The sequence below is a fragment of the Rhizobium sp. BK379 genome (genome assembly GCF_014193955.1).
Classification (GTDB): Bacteria; Pseudomonadota; Alphaproteobacteria; order Rhizobiales; family Rhizobiaceae; genus Rhizobium.
Genome location: NZ_JACIAD010000002.1, coordinates 167,384 through 185,519 on the forward strand (window position 1 = coordinate 167,384; position 18,136 = coordinate 185,519).

Annotated in this window: 15 protein-coding genes; 3 read left to right on the forward strand and 12 right to left on the reverse strand. The window is 60.6% G+C overall.

Annotated features, from left to right (window positions below):
* The first annotated feature begins 19 nt into the window (after positions 1 to 19).
* The 3 genes from FHT93_RS11810 to FHT93_RS11820 all read left to right on the forward strand — a co-directional run bounded on the left by FHT93_RS11810 (position 20) and on the right by FHT93_RS11820 (position 2,785).
* Positions 20 to 1,411, forward strand: coding sequence for a M17 family metallopeptidase (locus tag FHT93_RS11810; RefSeq protein WP_183847708.1), 1,392 nt, complete (start codon positions 20 to 22; stop codon positions 1,409 to 1,411).
* Between the two features lie 133 nt (positions 1,412 to 1,544).
* Entirely contained in the window at positions 1,545 to 1,895 is a 351-nt protein-coding gene (locus tag FHT93_RS11815) for a MarR family winged helix-turn-helix transcriptional regulator (protein WP_112542763.1), read from the forward strand.
* Positions 1,896 to 1,930: 35 nt separating this feature from the next.
* Positions 1,931 to 2,785, forward strand: coding sequence for an NlpC/P60 family protein (locus FHT93_RS11820; protein WP_113016243.1), 855 nt, complete (start codon positions 1,931 to 1,933; stop codon positions 2,783 to 2,785).
* An 8-nt stretch (positions 2,786 to 2,793) separates the two neighbouring features.
* Here the strand turns inward: FHT93_RS11820 and FHT93_RS11825 are convergent, their stop codons facing one another.
* From FHT93_RS11825 to FHT93_RS11880, 12 genes are all read right to left on the reverse strand, one after another.
* Positions 2,794 to 4,185: an amidase gene (locus FHT93_RS11825; protein WP_183847710.1), complete on the reverse strand. Its 1,392-nt coding sequence runs from the start codon at positions 4,183 to 4,185 to the stop codon at positions 2,794 to 2,796.
* 36 nt (positions 4,186 to 4,221) lie between these two features.
* On the reverse strand, positions 4,222 to 5,085 hold the full coding sequence (locus FHT93_RS11830; RefSeq protein WP_183848382.1) for an ABC transporter permease: 864 nt from the start codon (positions 5,083 to 5,085) through the stop codon (positions 4,222 to 4,224).
* Entirely contained in the window at positions 5,085 to 6,032 is a 948-nt protein-coding gene (locus FHT93_RS11835) for an ABC transporter permease (protein ID WP_183847712.1), read from the reverse strand. Before FHT93_RS11835 ends, FHT93_RS11830 begins: the two co-directional genes overlap by 1 nt.
* Positions 6,033 to 6,071: 39 nt before the next feature.
* Positions 6,072 to 7,601 carry an ABC transporter substrate-binding protein gene (locus FHT93_RS11840; protein ID WP_183847714.1) on the reverse strand — a complete coding sequence of 510 codons (1,530 nt, stop codon included), beginning with the start codon at positions 7,599 to 7,601 and terminating at the stop codon, positions 6,072 to 6,074.
* Between the two features lie 150 nt (positions 7,602 to 7,751).
* Entirely contained in the window at positions 7,752 to 8,672 is a 921-nt protein-coding gene (locus tag FHT93_RS11845; RefSeq protein ID WP_183847716.1) for a LysR family transcriptional regulator, read from the reverse strand.
* A 45-nt stretch (positions 8,673 to 8,717) separates the two neighbouring features.
* Positions 8,718 to 9,713 carry a P1 family peptidase gene (locus FHT93_RS11850; RefSeq protein ID WP_183847718.1) on the reverse strand — a complete coding sequence of 332 codons (996 nt, stop codon included), beginning with the start codon at positions 9,711 to 9,713 and terminating at the stop codon, positions 8,718 to 8,720.
* A gap of 137 nt (positions 9,714 to 9,850) precedes the next feature.
* Positions 9,851 to 10,045, reverse strand: coding sequence for a hypothetical protein (locus FHT93_RS11855; protein ID WP_007813230.1), 195 nt, complete (start codon positions 10,043 to 10,045; stop codon positions 9,851 to 9,853).
* A 522-nt stretch (positions 10,046 to 10,567) separates the two neighbouring features.
* Positions 10,568 to 13,495: an aminotransferase gene (locus FHT93_RS11860; RefSeq protein ID WP_183847720.1), complete on the reverse strand. Its 2,928-nt coding sequence runs from the start codon at positions 13,493 to 13,495 to the stop codon at positions 10,568 to 10,570.
* A 112-nt stretch (positions 13,496 to 13,607) separates the two neighbouring features.
* Positions 13,608 to 14,492 (reverse strand): formyltetrahydrofolate deformylase, encoded by an 885-nt coding sequence (gene purU, locus FHT93_RS11865; protein WP_112542755.1) that lies wholly within the window; start codon positions 14,490 to 14,492, stop codon positions 13,608 to 13,610.
* Positions 14,493 to 14,705: 213 nt separating this feature from the next.
* Positions 14,706 to 15,722: an acyltransferase gene (locus FHT93_RS11870; protein WP_183847722.1), complete on the reverse strand. Its 1,017-nt coding sequence runs from the start codon at positions 15,720 to 15,722 to the stop codon at positions 14,706 to 14,708.
* 53 nt (positions 15,723 to 15,775) lie between these two features.
* Positions 15,776 to 17,047, reverse strand: a complete 1,272-nt coding sequence (locus tag FHT93_RS11875; protein WP_183847724.1) for a hypothetical protein — start codon at positions 17,045 to 17,047, stop codon at positions 15,776 to 15,778.
* 1 nt (position 17,048) lies between these two features.
* Entirely contained in the window at positions 17,049 to 18,104 is a 1,056-nt protein-coding gene (locus FHT93_RS11880; RefSeq protein WP_183847726.1) for a glycoside hydrolase family 5 protein, read from the reverse strand.
* Positions 18,105 to 18,136: the final 32 nt, after the last annotated feature.

Consider the following 18,136-nt stretch of genomic DNA (forward strand, 5'->3'; position numbering starts at 1 on the left):
CCCGCCTCTAAGGACAAACATGGCCCCCTTCCAGTTCACCGAAAGACCGACGCCTTTCAACACCAAGGGTGGGTCGACGCTACCGATCTTTGCGGTGACGCCCGCTCATATCGAGACCGCGACAATCGATCCGATCGCCCTCGATTGGGCACGCAAAGCCGGCTACAAGGCGGAAAGCGGTTCGCTGCTTCTGATCCCGACAGCCGACGGTCACCTCGGCGGTGCGCTCTTCGGCCTTGGCACCAATCCGTCTGAGCAGCCTTACATCACGGGCAGGCTTGCCCGCGCACTTCCGGCCGGCGACTGGCACATCGAAACGGCTCCGCTGACAGCCAATCGCCTGGCGCTCGGCTTCGGCCTCGGCAGCTACCGTTTCGACCGCTACAAGTCTGAAAAAATCCCGGCGGCGACGCTGATGATCCCGCGCGATGCCGACGGCAATGAGATCAAGCGCCAGCTCGCCGGCGTTTTCCTCGCTCGCGACCTCATCAATACGCCGACCAACGACATGGGACCGGAACAGCTCGAAGCGGCTTTCCGCGATCTCGCTGCCCACTACAAGGCAGAGATGTCGGTTATCATTGGCGACGATCTGCTCAAGGAAAACTTCCCGCTCGTGCACACGGTCGGTCGCGCCAGTGCCGATGCGCCGCGCCTCTTGGAACTGCGCTGGGGCAAGAAGGGACACCGCAAGGTCACGCTGGTCGGCAAGGGCGTCTGCTTCGACACGGGTGGCCTCGACATCAAGCCGGCTTCCTCCATGCTGCTGATGAAGAAGGACATGGGCGGCGCGGCAAATGTCATGGGCCTGGCGCTCATGATCATGGATGCCAAGCTGAAGGTGGACCTGCGTGTCATCATCCCGGTCGTCGAGAATTCCATCTCGTCCAATGCCTTCCGTCCCGGCGACATCTACAAGAGCCGCAAGGGGCTGACGGTCCAGATCGACAACACCGATGCCGAAGGTCGCCTGATCCTGGCCGATGCGCTCGCCTATGCCGACGAGGAAGAACCCGATCTGCTGATCGATATGGCGACCCTGACAGGCGCTGCCCGCGTCGCTCTCGGCCCCGATCTGCCGCCCTTCTTCACGGATGATGCGAATCTTGCCCACGACCTGATGGAAGCAAGCCTCGAGACGGACGATCCGCTCTGGCGGCTGCCGCTTTATGCCGGCTACGAGAAGGATATCCGCACCAAATTCGCCGATATCACCAATGCTCCGGCGGGGGGCATGGCGGGCGCCATCACCGCCGCGCTTTTCCTCAAGCGCTTTGTCAGCAAGGCGAAGAGCTGGGCGCATTTCGATATCTACGGCTGGGCGCCGAACGAGCGCCCGCACTCGCCTGGAGGCGGCGAGGCGCAGGCTATCCGCGCGCTCTATCATCATATCCGTCGCAGCATGCGCTGAGCCGCCAAGGCCATCGCTGATCCGATCGTTAAAATTTTATTCACCTTGCGAGGCGGCATTCTGTGCCGCCTCTTGCTTGCACGCTGTAAGTGCCGGAAAATGAAACGTTAGCGTAACGATTTCCGGAGGGGCCGTGCCGATTGAACTGACCGCCTCGCAGGCGCTTGGCCTCTGGCATGGCGTGGCGCTCAACCAGGTCCGTCACGACGACAGAGATTTGACGTTGCGTCAGATGGCGATCCTGCTGCATATCTATCTCGTGCCGCCACCACATACCGTGCGCGGACTGGCCGCGACGCTGGACGTGACGAAACCGGTCATCACCCGTGCGCTGGATACGATGGGGGACATGGGCCTTGTCGATCGCGTCCGCGACGATGCCGACCGGCGCAACGTCATCATCAAGCGCACCGTTGGCGGGGCGCTCTATCTCGAAAAGCTCGGCGACCTCGTGCGCGAGCAGGGCCGCAAGCTTCCGGTCTGAAAGGCAGCTCAAAAGGCCACCCTGAAAGGAATGTCATGACGATGCTCGACCGCCGCCTCCATGCCTATCGCCCGGATCTTGCGGAAGCCGGCCTTGAGGGCAAGGTCGAAGCGGCGCGCTTTGTGAGCGGCACGCCGGCCCACGTCTGTGTCCCGGTCATCGCCCTGCGCCCCGAACCGGACCTTGCCCGCGGCATCGATACGGAACTGCTCTATGGCGAGGATGTCACGATATTCGATCGCGCTGACGGCTGGTGCTGGGTCAAGGCTACATCTGATGGCTATGTCGGTTACCTGCCAGCAAGCGCAGTTGCAGAGGCAGCCAACGCCCCGACTCACATCGTCGTTCCGCAGCGCACTTTCCTTTATCAGGAACCGGAATTGCGCAAACCGTATAAGACAGTGCTGTCGATGGGCAGCCGAGTCCACATTGCCGGTCAAGCGGAAGCGCGCGGCAATTATTATCTGGTGCTTGACGATGGCACCGCGATCTTCTCCAAGCATCTCCAGCCGCTTGGAACGCTGGATGGCCAGGACTATGTCGATATCGCCGCCCGCTTCCTGGAAACGCCCTATCTCTGGGGCGGACGCTCCGGCCTTGGCATCGATTGCTCCGGTCTCGTCCAGCTTGCCCTACAGATGGCCGGCAGAAGCGCGCCGCGCGATACCGACATGCAGGCGGCAGGCCTTGGCGAGCCGATCGAGCGCTCGGAAGTGCGCCGCGGCGATCTGGTCTTCTGGAAAGGGCATGTTGCGGTTTTCGAAGATCCCGAAACCATCATTCATGCCAACGGCCACACGATGACTGTTGCGCGCGAGAATTTCGAGGCGGCTGTCAAGCGCATCGGCTGGCTCTACGAGCAGCCGACAGGCTATCGCCGCCCGTTCTGAGATTGCCTTCAGGCCACCGGCGGCTTCGGCCAGTCCTTGACGCCACCCGTCCAATCTTCGAATGCTTTCGAGAGTTTCAGCACCCGCATGTCATCGAAGCGCGGCCCGATGATCTGCAGCCCGATCGGCACGCCCGATGCAGAAAAGCCGCAATTGATCGAGGATGCCGGCTGTTCCGACATGTTCCACGGCACGGTGAAGGCGATATGCTCGAAGGGCTGTTTCGGATCATTGGTCGGCGAAGCCCATTCGGCCGGATAGGAGACGATCGGATTGGTGGGAGAGAGCACCGCATCGACCTCGGTGAACAGGCGCCCGCAGGTCTTGCGCATCTCGATCGTCTGGTTGAAGCCCTTCACGGCATCGACACCGCTGACATCGGCACCGCCCTTCGCCCATTCATGGATATAGGGGAGAATACTCTCGCGGCGCTCTTCGCTGAGCCCGGCAATGTCGCCCCAGAAACGAGAGCGCCAGAAAGTGTCGAGCCCATCCAGCATGGCGCGTGTCAGCACCGGTCCGACAGGAACAATCGTCGCCCCGGCTTTCTCGAAAAGCCTGGCCGCTTCTTCGACCGATGTCCTCACATCGTCATCGACGGCAAGACCGCAGCCGGCATCGAGCATCAGCCCGATCCGCATGCCGGTGAGATCGATGGCAAGATCCATCCAGTCGAAATCATTCGGCGGCAGGCTGGTGCCGTCGCGCCAGTCGGGGCGCGAAAGCGTCGCCATCGAATAGGCGGCATCCTCCACCGTCCGGGTCATCGGTCCCGCGCAGCGGCCGACATAATAGGGATCGACCGGAATGCGCCCATGGCTCGGTTTGAAGCCGAACACGCCCGTCCAACCGGCCGGCAGCCGCACCGAACCGCCAATATCGGTGCCGATATGCAATGGCCCGTAGCCGGCAGCAGCCGCTGCGGAAGCGCCGGCGCTGGAGCCGCCGGGGTTCTGTGAGATATTCCAAGGGTTTCGGCTCAGATGATGGAAGCTCGAAAGACCCGACGAAAGCATGCCATAGTCGGGGCAGGTGGTCTTGGCAAAGATAACAGCGCCGTCCTCCCGCAGCCGCGCCGCCGCCGGCGCATCCGCTTCCGCTGGCTTCAGCTCGACCGCCTTCGTGCCGAGCGGCACCGGTTGTCCCCTGGTGGCGATCAATTCCTTGAGCGTAACCGGAATGCCGTCGAGCGGGCCGAGCGTTTCACCTTTCATCCAGCGCTCGCCCGATGCCTTTGCCTGCTCGCGCGCCGCTTGCGGATCGTAGAGATAAAGCGCTGCGATCGACGGCTCCCAGGCATCGATATGCCTTTCGAGCGCAAGCCAGTATTCGAGCGGCGAGAGGGTTCTATCGCTGAAGCGCCGCCTGAGCTCGCGGATGGTGAAATTGGTATCTGGCATGGTCTGGTCTTTCGGGCGGTTTGTCTCAGGAGGACATCAGCGGCTCGCTTCGCGCGGGTCGAGCAGATCGCGCAACCCATCACCCAGCATGTTGAAGCCGAAGACGGTGAGCGCGATGGCAAGACCGGGCAGGATCGCCAGCCACGGAGCAAGCGAAAGGAATGTTTGGGCGTCTGCCAGCATGCGTCCCCAGGTCGGAGCCGGCAGCGCCATGCCGAGACCAAGGAACGAGAGGCCGGCTTCCGTCAGGATCGCGAGACCGAGCTGGATCGCTGCATGCACGATGATCTGGCTCATGATGTTCGGTAGCACGTGCCGCACCGAGATCGTGAAACGGCTGTTGCCGATCGCCTGTGCCGCCAGCACATAATCGCGGCTCCAGGCCTGCAGCGAGGTCGCGAGCGTTACGCGCGCAAAGACCGGCACCATGAAGACGGCAATGGCCGTGATCGCCGTAAAGCGCCCTGGCCCGAGGAAGGCACCGAGGAGCATCGCGGACAGGATCGGGGGCAGTGCGAAGATAACGTCGCAGGCGCGCATCAAAAGCGCCTCGTAGGGGCCGCGGATGGCAGCCGCGGAAATCCCCGCAATGGAACCGAATGTGCCGCCGATGGCGACCGCGCTGACGGCGATCGACAGCGAATTCCAGCACCCGACCATCAGCATGGAAACTACGTCACGGCCGAACTGGTCCGTGCCGAGCAGGCCGAAGGCAAGCGGCGGCTGCAGCTTGTGAATGATCTGCATCTTGGCCGGCGGCAGCGGCGTCCAGAAGAGCGACAGCAGGGCAATGGCAGCCAGGAGCCCGATGACGATGGTTCCGGTGATGAGGTTCTTTCGCCGGCTAAGCCGGAAGCTTCGGCGCCGTGGAAAGACGGCGGAGGAGACGATGGGAGCCATCATGCCGCCTTTCGCATGCGCGGGTCGATCGCCAGGTAGGAGAGATCGACGATGAAGTTCATGACGATGACGAGGCCCGCGAAGAACAGCACGACATCCTGCATCACGATGATGTCGCGCTGCGACAAGGCTTGAAAGGCAAGCCGTCCGAGACCCGGCAGATTGAAGACGTTTTCGACCAGAACCGCGCCGGCAACGAGAAAGGTGAATTGCAGTCCGAGAATGGTCAGGATCGGCACCAGCGCATTCGGCACGATATGCCGCCACAGCACCGTCCTGCGCGACAGCCCCTTGGCGACCGCAGTGCGCGCGAAATCCTCATGCATGGTGTCGAGCACGGCGGAGCGCGCCACGCGGGTCAGCACGCCGGCTTGCGGCAGGGCGAGTGCGACAGCGGGCATCAACAAGGCCTGCAATGCCGGCAGAAGTCCGGCATCCCACCCGGGAAAACCACCTGCCGGCATCAGACCGAGCGTGGAGGAAAACAGGATGATAAGCAGCAGCGCCACCCAGAAGGCCGGCACGGCGATGCTGATCTGCGAGAAGACGGTGGCGATCGCATCGACGATCCCGCCGCGTCGTGCGGCCGCCAGCACGCCGAGCGGCAATGCGATTACCACTGAGAGAACGATGGCGATCATCGCAAGCGGTAGCGTCACCGCCAGCCGCGCGACGATCAGTCCGGCGACAGGTACGCCATAGGTATAGGATTGCCCGAGATCGCCGGAGAAGACGCCGGTGAGCCATTGGCCATAGCGAATGAGCAGTGGCTGGTCGAGTCCGAGTTCGTGGCGCAGTGCCGCCAGTGTTTCGGGACTGGCCGACGTGCCGAGCATGATCGACGCGGGATCTCCGGGCAGCAGGTCCATGACGGCGAAGATCACCAGGGACACGATGAGAAGAGTAATGGCGAGACCGGCGAGGCGGCGGGAAAGCAGTGCGATCATATCGTCTTCAACACCCTGTCCGCCGCCCGCATCAGCAGTTTATTCGTCCCAGGAAACATTGCTGAGAACGTTGGAGGGGATCGGCTCGTTCTCCCACAGGCCCTTCAGCTTCTTGTCCCAGACACCGAGCTTGGGCATGACGAAGAGATAGAGCGCCGGCACGTCCTCGGCGAGGATCTTCTGGGCTTCGCCATAGATCTTAGCCTGTTCCGATGGATCGGCCGTCTCCTGCACCTTCTTCATCAGGTCATTGAAGGCCGGATTCTTGTAATTGAAGTAATAGGGATCGCGCGAATAGATATCGATGTCCATCGGTTCGGCATGGGCGACGATGGTCATGTCGTAGTCACGGCTGGTCATGACATCCTTCACCCATTTCGCCGGAAATTCGGTGGGCTCGATATTAACAGTCACACCGATCTCGGCCAACATCGCCTGCATGACCTGTGCGCTGCGCGGGGCGTAGGCCATCTGCGGCGATTTGATCGTGAAAGTGAAGCCGTTGGGATAGCCGGCCTCGGTTAGCAGCGCCTTCGCCTTCTCGACATTATAGGGCAGTACGCCGGTCATATCCTGATAGCCCGGATCGTTCGGCGTATAATGACTACCGATCGCCGTACCGAGACCGGACCAGGCACCATCGATGACAGTCTGGCGGTCGACCGCCATCATCAGCGCCTGGCGTACGCGCTTGTCGTCGAACGGCTTGCGCGCATTGTTCATGCCGGCAACGACCTTGAGCTCGGTATTGCCGACCTTGGTCGCAAGACGCGCGTCGCCATCGAAGGAGCTCATCAGCTCCGGTGCGGCAAATTCCGGAAAGGCGTCGAGATCGCCGGATTTCAGTGCCGCCGCCTGTGCCTGAGGATCGTTGATGAAGCGGAAGGTCACCTTCTCGAGCTTGGCCGCGCCATCCTTGTTCCAGTAGTCGGCATTCTTGATGAGTTCCACGTGGTCGCCCTTGGCCCAGGTGGAGAATTTGAACGGCCCGGTGCCGACAGGCGTGGTCTTGTCGTCGGCCGCAGACTTCGGACCGACCATGATCGAGGCCGGCCAGCCGAGCCAGTAGATCAGGCTGCCGGTCGGGCTGGAAAGATGCAGCACCAGCGTTTCGGCATCGGGCGTTTCGATAGAGGCGATCGAGACGAAGAAGCGCTTCTGCGGATTGACCGAATCCTTGCCGCGGGCGCGGTCGAGGGCGAATTTGGCGGCGGTGGAATCGAAGGCCTCGCCGTCGTGGAATTTGACACCGCTCTGCAGCTTGAACGTATAGGTCAGGCCATCGGGGGAAATGTCCCAGCTCTTGGCGAGCTGCGGCTGCACCTTGCCGGTCTCGTCGATGCTGACCAGCCCTTCGAAGATGTTTTGCCAGGTCACCTGGCCGATGGCGACAGGCGCGGCAATCGTCGGGTCGAGTCCAGCAGGCTCGACGCTCATGCCGAGATTGAGCGTTGTTTTGGCGGCTTCGGCGGGTGTCAGCGCCAGCATCATGATGCCGGCTGAAAGCGCGGCACCCATGGAAAGACGCCGCATGAGACGCGCTGACGGCGCGAGCGAAACCTTGATCATCCTGTTCCCCTGTCTGGCTCCGCTGCTTGGCAGATCCCTTTTGTGAGTAGAGTGGCACTACGAGGGTGCACACACAACGACGATTTTGTGTGCTCGGTGTAGCCAAAAAAGCTACACAGTAATTTCTGATCTGATGCAAGCCCGCGGGCCTTACTCTTTATGGCCGGCCTTGCTGTTCGACCGCTCACGCATGAAGCGTTCGATGAAATCGAGAAGTTTCGTTGCAGCAAAGGAAAGCTGCCGGTCAGGCGCCACACAGAGATCCACATGAGTGCGAATGCCGGTCTTACCGGCAAGCGGAATGGCTGAAAGCTGGCCGGCCTCGATCTCGCGGCGAACGGTCAGTGCCGGCAGCAGCGTCACGGCTGCGCCGCTCAGAACCAGTTCCTTCAGCATCTCCAGCGAACTCGTCACGAACACCGGATCGAGGCTCAGCCCTTCCTTCTCGAAGAGCGCGTCGAAAGCCTGGCGGAAACCGAAGGATTGATCGGGCAGTGCCAGCGCGTAGTCGGCGAGCTCCTTGAGCGGAATATCCGGGCGTGATGCTGCAGGGTGGCTTGGCGCTGTGATAAGATCGTAGGTAATCTCCGAACGCAGCCGCACCTTGGCGCCCGACATTGGCGGCGCAAACAGGGTAACCGCAATATCGGCCTCGGCGCTGTTGACCGCTTCGACTGCGGCCCGTGCGCTAGTGATCGTCACGGCAAAACGCAGCTTGGGATATTTCAGGCTGAATTCTGCCAGCGCCGGCGCAAGCAGATTGGCAACGGTCGCGCCGTTCGCGTAAATGTTGACGCGCCCGCGCTGCAGCCCCTTCAGGTCTTCGATCAGCTGCTGCACATGGTCGAGCTCGCGCAGCGTACGACCGGCACGGGCGGCCAGCAGCTCGCCTGCCGCCGTCAGCTTCACGCCACGCGCGCTGCGTTCCACCAGCGGCGCACCGAAATGATATTCCAGGTTCTCGATCTGCCGGCTGATCGCCGTCGGCGCGACATTCAGGTTTTCGGCCGCCTGACGCATGGAGTTGGTTCGCACCAGCTCGTCGAAATACATCAGCGCCCGAATCTGCATTTACCCGTTCTCCGCCGTCAGGCTCTCTTCTTGTAGTGTAGGCAATCAGCGCCCGGCCGCATAGCGGTCGCGCCATGCAGGCAGCGCGCTCGGCACCGGAAGCGCGGTTGCTTCGTAGACCCCGCGCGCAATCGCCCGCGCCATCACGATCCCCGCCAGATGGCACAATTCCATCAGGCTTGCCATGTCGTTGCGCTTCTGTTTGCCGGTGGAGGCTGCAAAAATCGTGTCGCCGTCGAGTGGCAGGTGGGCTGGCAAGACCGCGCGGGCCAGTCCGTCATGGGCGGCAATGGAAAGCCGGTGCGCTTCCGCCTTGATGAGCGACGCGTCGGTGACAACCGCGCCGATCGTCGTGGCTGTCGTTTTCACGCTTTTGAGCCGCAATCGATGATCGATTTCCGTGGGCATGCCGAGCCCGCCGAATTCATTATTCTGCTCGAATGGAGCCGCCCAGAAATGCGGGCCTTCGCCGATAGTCGCCGTGCCCACAGCGTTGACGGCAACGATCGCCGCGATGCGATGCCCGGTGCTGCTGACTGCACTTGCCGAGCCAAGGCCGCCCTTGAAGGTAGCAGTCGTTGCACCCGTGCCGGCTCCAACCGTGCCGAGATCAAACGCACCCTTGCGTGCGGCCCTCGCGGCCTCATAGCCTATTTCGCGGTAAGGCGAATGTATGCCCCAGCCCTTGTCGCCGCCATTCAGCAGATCCATCAGGATCGCCTGCGGTACGATCGGGATACGAACCTGGCCGACCTGGAATCCGCGCCCCATCTCGCGCAATGCCGCCTGAACGCCGCCCGCCGCATCGAGACCGAAGGCCGATCCGCCCGACAGCACGAAGGCGTCGACGGCATCGACGACCATGGAGGGATCGAGCAGCGCCGTATCGCGTCCGCCTGGTGCGCCGCCAAGCACGCTGCCGGAGGCAACTGCCGGCTCATCGAAAATGATAGTCGTGACACCGGAGCCAAGCGGCAGGTCGGTTGCGTGACCGACGGAGACGCCTTCGATATCGGTGAGGAGATTGAGAAGATCGGACAAGCGCGGCTCCTGTCTTGAGGGAAGCGCGCCGATAGGAAGTCAAATGCCCTCAAAAAACAAGATGGGCAAAAACAAGACCGGCCCGTTTTGCCGGGCCGGTCGGAAATCCTCTGATAGTATTAAAGCCGCGTTCTGCGTCAGGCATGAAGGGGCTTCGGGTGGCGGCGGGTCATCAGATCGTGAATGGCCAGCTTCACCTCGGCGGGCGAGCTGAAATGCTGCTCGTCGAGGTCATGGACATGGAATTTGACGGCGATGAATTTCAGCCGGTCTTCATCCGGAATAACGATCCCAACAGGGATGCCTGCATATTCGATAACTTCTTTTTTCATTACATAGAACTCCTGCCGCGCGGATGCGCAGGCTATGGCGAATTGACTTGTCTGGTACCGTTGAAAGGGGGACGATCGTCACATTCGACAGTTCGGGCGGGAGAGCGCGCCCGGACGGTCATTGCCAAGCACAGATCGCCCAAGGACTCTTGCGAGAATTTCGATATCAATCATGTCTCGATCCTTATGTTGGCGTTGTACTTGCATGATCCCGGAAGAGCCCGGGACCCGTTGAAGCCATCTTTATAGTCTACAAACTTAGTAGAAAATAGCCGATAGCCTATAAGAAACATATTCCGAAACGTGTCAAAATATCGACGATCCGAAAAATTTCATTCCATCACATCCCGGTTTCTAGAAAGAATTCTATCACGCTTTCGTGCAACCCGTGTGACGGTTCGAGGGTCTCTCGTCATCGCCGAGGCAGACATAGGAAGTCTGTCTGATTCCGGCAATGGGACATCTGGTTAAAAATCGGAAAGCCTCGAAAAGACCGAATTGGTTAACGGCCGAACGTCCCGCCTACCAGCCTTCTGCAAGCACCTTTTCCAGCATGTTTGCGAAGAAATCGGCGCTTCCTTCGGTCAGGCAGAGCGGCGGCTTGATCTTCAACACATTCAGGTGATCGCCCGTCGGCTGCATGATGACGCCGAGTTCCAGAAGCCGGTCGCAGATCGCGGCCGTCTCCTCGGTCGCCGGCTCCAGCGTCACTCTGTCGCGCACGAATTCGAGGCCGAGATAGAGGCCCATGCCATGCACTGCGCCCACGATCGGGTAACTGTCGATCAGTGCCGCCAGCCGTGCCTTCAGATGGTCGCCTACCTCCCGGGCATTGTCCTGCAACCGCTCCTCGGCCATGACGTCGAGAACGGTCATGCCGGCAACGCAACTGACCGGGCTTCCGCCGGACGAAGAGAAGAAATAGCCTTCCTTTTCCAGCGAAGCGGCAATCTCCTTCGTCGTGATGACCGCGCCGAGCGGATGGCCGTCGCCCATGCCCTTGGCGATGGTGATGATATCGGGCACGACGCCTTGCTGCTCGAAGCCCCAGAAATAATGGCCGAGCCGTCCATAGCCCACCTGCACCTCGTCGGCGATGCAGAGCCCGCCGCGCTCGCGCACCTGCCGATAGATTTCCGTCAGATAGCCATCGGGCAGGGGTATGCCGCCGGCATTGCCGTATACGGATTCGGCAATGAAGCCGGCCAGTCCCTCGCTCTTGGCATCGATGGCCTCCAGCACCGGCGTCACGGTGCCGAGATAATCCACAGTCGACTCCGGCCCGCGGAACTGGCCGCGATAGGTATTGGGCGACACGACGGCATGAACCCAGTCCGGCCTTGTCGTCAGCGCTTGCGGATTGTCTGCGATGGAGGTGGAGACCGCGTCGCTTGCCATCGACCAGCCGTGGTAACCTTCCAGCAGGCATAGCATGTTGCGTTGGCCGCTATGCGCCCGGGCAAGCCGCAGCGCCAGATCATTGGCTTCCGAACCGCTATTGACGAGGAACACGGCATCCATCCCGTCGGGCGCCAGCGATGCGAGGCTCTCGGAGAATTCCGCGACAGCGGCATAGTGGAAGCGTGAGTTGGTGTTCAGCATCAGCCATTGCTGGCTGATCGCTTCCGCCATGCGTGGATGACCATGGCCGAGGATCGTGACATTGTTGACCATGTCGAGATAGGCGCGTCCCTCGATATCGAAGAGATGCTCCTTCCAGCCGCGCTCGATCCGTGGCGGATGCGCATAATAATTCTTCTGCGGACTTGCGAAATGCGCCCGCCGCAGTTCGAGAAGAGCCGATGTTTCAGGTTTTGGCGCATCGGCGCCCGGACCAATCAGCACTGAAGGCGAGGGGCAGAGGGCGGACCACGCTTCGGCTTGTTCCGGCGTGGCAAAGAGTGGCGGTTCGAAGCCGGCGATGCTGCAAAGCTGCAGGCGCAATCCGCCGAGCGAAGACGTCTCGCCGGAGACCGTACCGAGTGTTTGACCAGCGGCGATCTCGCTTCCATCCTCGACGGAAAGGTCGATGCCGTCGAGATGTAGTTTCATGTCCCCGCCGGTGAGGACGAGATGCTGGTCGTACCAGGTGATCCGACCGGCAAAGGGTGCGGCAACGACGCTGCCGGCTGCGAGGCAGACATCCATATGCAGCGCATAGGTTGCCTGGGCTTTTGCATGGTGCAGGCCGGCGCGGGACAGGCGATATTCACCGTAGCGGGTTGCCGCGATTCCCGATTCGGCGGCTGCGCGCGCAAGCAGACGCCAGTCCATGTCCGCCGCCAGCCAGTTGCCGTCGGAAAAATGCGGGCTCTGCACGCCGAGATCGACATAGGCAATGGACGCGGGATCGATCTCCGGCAGAAGCGACTGCCAGTCTGCCGTATCGACATCGGCAATATGAAGACCGGCTGTTTTCAGGATGGCCGCTTCCATTAGTTCGAACGGCACGGACATTGCCGTATCGAAGATGTGCCGTTCGCCCTCCAGATTTCCTCTGACATAATCATTGTCGGGATCGATCGAGATCTGCTGTTCGCTGCTGGCGACGAGGATGACGGCGCGGGCCACGATGAGCGGCCAGAGTGCCTTCAGCTCTTCCTCGATCAACGGGTAAATCTCGTGATAGGCCTTCACCGCCGGCAGGATGTGAAAGGGATCGCCATCTGCCTGATGCAGCAGAGAGGCACAGGTCACGGCAAGGTCGCCGACCAGCCAGCCGCGAATGATGTCGCCGAAGTCGATCACACCATCGGGAACAGGCCGCCCATGCGCATCGGGACGGCTGACGACATTGTCATCCGTCACGTCATGATGAACCGCCTGAAGCCGCAGCGACGGTGCAAGTGGCTGGATGCGGCGCACGGCCATGACCATCGTCTTCGCGATCCTGTCACGAGCGGCGCTGTCGCTAATGGAGGACAACAACTGCACGGCCACGGGTCCGGCGCGGCGCAAATCCCATTGCAGGCTGCGGTCCAGTCCCGGATGGGTGAAATCGGCAAGTGCTGCCGCCAACCTCGCGCAGAGCGCGCCGAGGGCCGCGACCGAGGCCGGCGCCAGATAGGCGCGGTGCGTCAGGCCATCTCCTTCGAGAAATTCGAGCAGCCGGACCTGGTAATCCTGTTCTCGCACACTGACAGGGACGATCTCGTGGCCCTCGGTGGAAGCCATCACGTTTGGAACACGTGGCGCATCCGCCTTGGCGCGCAGATGATGGAGCGCCGCATTCTGCGCTTCGAGCTCCTGGGTCTCGTAGGCGGCATGGCAGATCTTCAGCACATAGCGGCCGTCTTCCGTGTCGAGCCGGTAATTGCGATCCTGCTGGCTGCCGAGCTCCGAAAGCGTGCCGGAAAGCCCGTAATGAGTAAGGAGGATATCCGCGGCCTCGGAAGCGGTAACATCGGGGCGCGGTAGCGCCATGCGGTCAAGAAGCGCTTCGTCGGTCATGGCACCCCTCCGCGGCATGATTCGATTACCTAATGAAACAGATAATCAAGCACTTGCCGACAAGCAACGGAAGATTGTGCCAGCCGAGGATTGGAAGGAGTGGGTCCTTGGTTCAACCCATGCGTTCGGAGGCATAGCTTCCAGGGCTGGCGGGGAAGACGATCGTGCGGTTGCCGTTGAGGAAGACGCGGCGGTGGATATGCGCATGGATGGCGCGCGCCAGTACCTGGCTTTCGACATCGCGGCCGATCGAGACATAGTCTTCGGCGCTTTGTGCATGGGTAATGCGAGCCGTGTCCTGCTCGATGATCGGGCCTTCGTCGAGATCGGCCGTCACGTAATGCGCCGTGGCACCGATCAGCTTTACGCCGCGCTCATAGGCCTGCTTGTAGGGGTTGGCGCCCTTGAAGCTCGGCAAGAAGGAGTGGTGGATGTTGATGATGCGGCCTGACATCTTCTTGCACATGGCATCGGAGAGAACCTGCATGTAGCGGGCAAGCACGATGAGTTCGGTGCCCGTCTGCTCGACGATGTCGAGGATCTGGGCTTCGGCCTGCGGCTTGTTTTCCTTCGTCACCTTGATGTGGTGGAAGGGAATGTCGTGGTTGACCACAACCTTCTGGTATTCGAAATGGTTGGAGACGACGCCGACGATATCGATCGGCAGCGCGCCGATCTTCCAGCGGTAGAGCAGGTCGTTGAGACAGTGGCCGAAGCGGGAGACCATCAGAAGCACCTTCAGGCGCTCGCTCCCGTCATGTACTTCCGCGTCCATGCCGAACTTCTCGTAGATCGGCTTGAAGCCTTCGCGGATCTCGGCAAGCGACACACCCTCTTCCGAAATGAAGCTGACGCGCATGAAGAACTTGCCGGTATCGAGGTCGTCGAACTGCGAACTATCGATGATGTTGCAACCCTTTTCGGCGAGGTAGGTCGAAATCGCCGCCACGACGCCGCGCGTCGACTTGCAGGTTACCGTCAATACATAGTCCGTCATGTCCTCTTCCCTCTCTCCAGCCGCCGGCCGTGCTTAGATCAAAGCCGCAGCCTCGAACAGGCCGGCAAGCTTTCATTTCTGCAATAAATTGCAAGCCGAACCTTCATGCCTGCGGCATTTGCTTTCATGACCGCAAGCTTATGACACGCCACGCAGAACTCCGTTCTGCCTGCGCCGTTCGAAATCCCGTCCTCGCCTTCTGATAGTTTGAGGTCAGGTGGCTGGCCGGCTGGCGATCCGGACTTTTCTGCGTGGGGTGATGATTTCGTGAATGATCGCTCCCACGATGGAAGAGAGCACGAGGCATAGGATCACGAAGATGACAGGCTGCTGAAGCACGCCGATCGGGAAATGATTGGCGATGATCCGGAGAAACGCCAGCGTGAAGGCATGCGTGATATAGATTTCGTAGGAGGCGTCGCCGAGATAGTTGAGCCAGCGGACAAAGGGAAGTTTCGAAAAATCGATGGAAATAGCGCTATAGACGATGAAGACTGCCGGTATGCCCCATGCATAATAACGATCCTCGGGCCGCACCAGATCCTCGTTGATGAAGAGGAAGGCGAAGCCGACAGCAAGCAAAACCCAGGCCCAGTGCTGCGGCAGCAGCAGCTTCTGGCCATAGAGCCAGCCGAGCGCCGCGCCGGCCAGGAATTCCAGGATGATGGGTTGGCCGTAGAATTTGGTGGCGGTCGTTTCCGGCAGTAAATGGCAGACGATCAGGATGGTTGCAAAGGCGCCGAACAGAGCAGGCAGCCGATAGTCCTCGCGGATCGGCAATAGCAGCGCGAAGACGAAATAGAAGAACATCTCATAATTCAGCGTCCAGCCGGGCACGATGACGGGAGCGATCATCGTCGGGTCGACCGGATTGATCCACGGCAGGAACAGCATCGAGGCCATGAGATGCGGCAGATCGAAAGCGGTAGACTTGAGAAGCGACGGTGCGATAAGCGCGACAGCCGCCGAAAAGAGCGTCGCCAGCCAGTAGAGCGGCACGATCCTCTTGGCACGCTTGCGGGCGAAATCGGCCGGCGTCATGTTTCGTCCGCTTGTCGTCAGCCACATCACGAAGCCGCTGAGCACGAAGAAGATATCGACACCCGTTTCGCCATAAATGAACGAGGTCGCGTCGATGGCGGGATTGACCTTGGCAAGCTGCAGAATGGCATGGAAAAAAACGACCATCAGCGCCGCGATGGCACGCAGATATTGCAGCTGGACAAGCATCTGATGTCTTGCTCCCACAGGCTTTGCGGATCGGCCCTCGGCAGGCCGCTTCGTCAACTCAATATATTTGCCGGACGATCCTGCCGGATGCGTGGCGTGTCGCGGAAACGCATGAACCCGATGACAAGCCAGAGAAGGCCGGCGATCTTCATCGAGAAGATTGCCGTTCCCCCGATCATCATATTCAGAAAAATGAAAAGAGAAAGTGAATGGGCGCAGCGCTTCTGCGCCGGGCTGGTGCCCGCGGGAAACAGACAGACGAACAGCCAGAAGGTGATGACTCCGAAGACCGTGGCGCCGTAGACGAGATAGACGTAGCCGCTGTCGGCGAATTCGGCGACTTTATCGACCGAAAGCCCGAGGATCGCCAGCGGATCGAGATCCATCAGCTTCTTCATCGTCAGATTGATGCGCCCGGTGAAATTGTCGCCGATCGCATTGGGGTCCTTTATGTAGACGAGGAAGCCGGCGCAAACGATGAGCGGCATCAGCGCCAGATTGAAGGCCTTGGGGATTTTCGGAAAGACGAAGTAACCGCCGATACAGCAAATGCAGAAGATGAGCATCGTGCGGGTATCGTTGGTCGTCAGGATCAGCAGCGCTGTCGCAATGGCGAGCGCCCGGTCGAGCCGCGTCAGCCGGTCCCACATCGAAATAAGGTAGACCGCGATCACGCCGCAGAAATTGGCAAGCGACACCTGTTCCAGGAAGATCGACGAGGAGCGGTGGTCGATGATGCCGAAGGAGAATCGGCCGGGAAAACCGAGCGCATTCTGGAAAAGACCGGTCGTGTTGAAGCTGAGCGGCTTCAGCCCGCGCGTGTTGGCGAAATAGTCGGAGGGATGCACGATGCTGACATAGAAGGGTACGCTGATGATCTCGAAGATCAGGAACAGCAGCACCATGAAACAGGCCACCCGGAAGATCAGCTTCAGCGTCCGCTCGTTGCACCAGCCGCCAAGCCCCGTGAAGCAGAAGATGATCAGGACGTTGCGGAGATGATCGATAAAGGCCATTCGGTTGATCGCGCTGACATAGATCGTCACGATCAGCGTGAAGAGCATGAACAGGAAGGCTGGAAGGTCTTCCTCATAAATCCCCTTGTGCAGGATGTAGATGATTGCGCTTGCCATGATCAGGCCTTCGCTGGCCGCCACATGCGTCATCGAAAGTGGCATGACGTTGTGGTTTATGAAGGCCAGGATGCCATTGTAGAGAACCGAGAGCAGCCCGAGGAGCAGGACAGGGTAATCGAGACGCGAAGCCGGGCTCGCCGCACCAGCAACCGTTTCGAATCTAATGCTTGTCTCTCCGATTGCTGTCACGTCACTTCCCCGCCGGCTTTACCGCCGCGCAGTCGGGCGCATGTTTGGGTACCATCTGCTCAAGCAGACGCATTTGCGGGCGCTCGGGCGTGTCACGCGGCTGTACGTTGAATGGTTCGGTGGCCGGCCACCATTCTCCAGCCGCCCAGTAGGAGAAACCGATCCACGCATCGCTATTGTCGGACATGGTGGTGAGCATCGTCTTCAGGCCATCGAGGCAATCTGCATTGGCAGACGCGCCGAATTCACCGAGGAAGCCGCGTTTGCCGTTCTTCTTTAGCCAACTGGTCACGTTGGTGATGGCATCGGTCGCGGCCTTTGCGCCCTCGCAGGTCTCGTGCGTGCCCGAAGAATCCGCGTCGAGATACTGATGAAATTCATAGGCGTAGAAATCGAGCGGATCACGTACGCCGAGCATGACGGTTCCGTTTGCGCCGCCGATCACATCGGTTTCCCAGCTTGCAGCTCCGCTCCAGGCCGTACCGGGAACGAGGATGAGATTGCGTGCGCCTACCGCCCGAATGCCGCGGATCGCAGCATTGGCGGCTTTCAGCCAATCGGCCGCGGGAATGTCATGCGGCTCGTTCATCAGCCCGAAGAGCACGCCATCGTGATTGGAAAATTCGACGGAAAGCCGAGCCCAGAAATCGGCGAAGGCTGCATTCGTCGCCGGCGGCTTGCCGATCTGATCCTTGTCGTAATAGCCGAAATTATGCGGATCGAGCAGTACACTCATCTTGTGCTTGCGAACCAGCGCGACCGCATCCTTCAAGCGCTGCAGTTCATCATCGTCGAGCCGTGCACCAAGTTTCGGCTGAAGCCGCTCCCAGCGGAAGGGCAGGCGGATGATCGTCATGCCCTTCTTCGCGAAATAGCTGATCGTTTCTTCGGTCGGGTAGGTGTAGTTCGTGCCGTAGACGCCACCGCGTTCGCCATATTCGCCGCCGGAGAGATTGACCCCGTAATAGCAAAGCGGTGCCTCGGTGGCATGAGCGATGGACGAAACGGCCGTAACGGCGGCAACCAGCAGCCCGTGCAGCAGTCTTTTCCGTCTCATGGCTATCCTCGCGGGGTCGCGGCAGGTCGCCA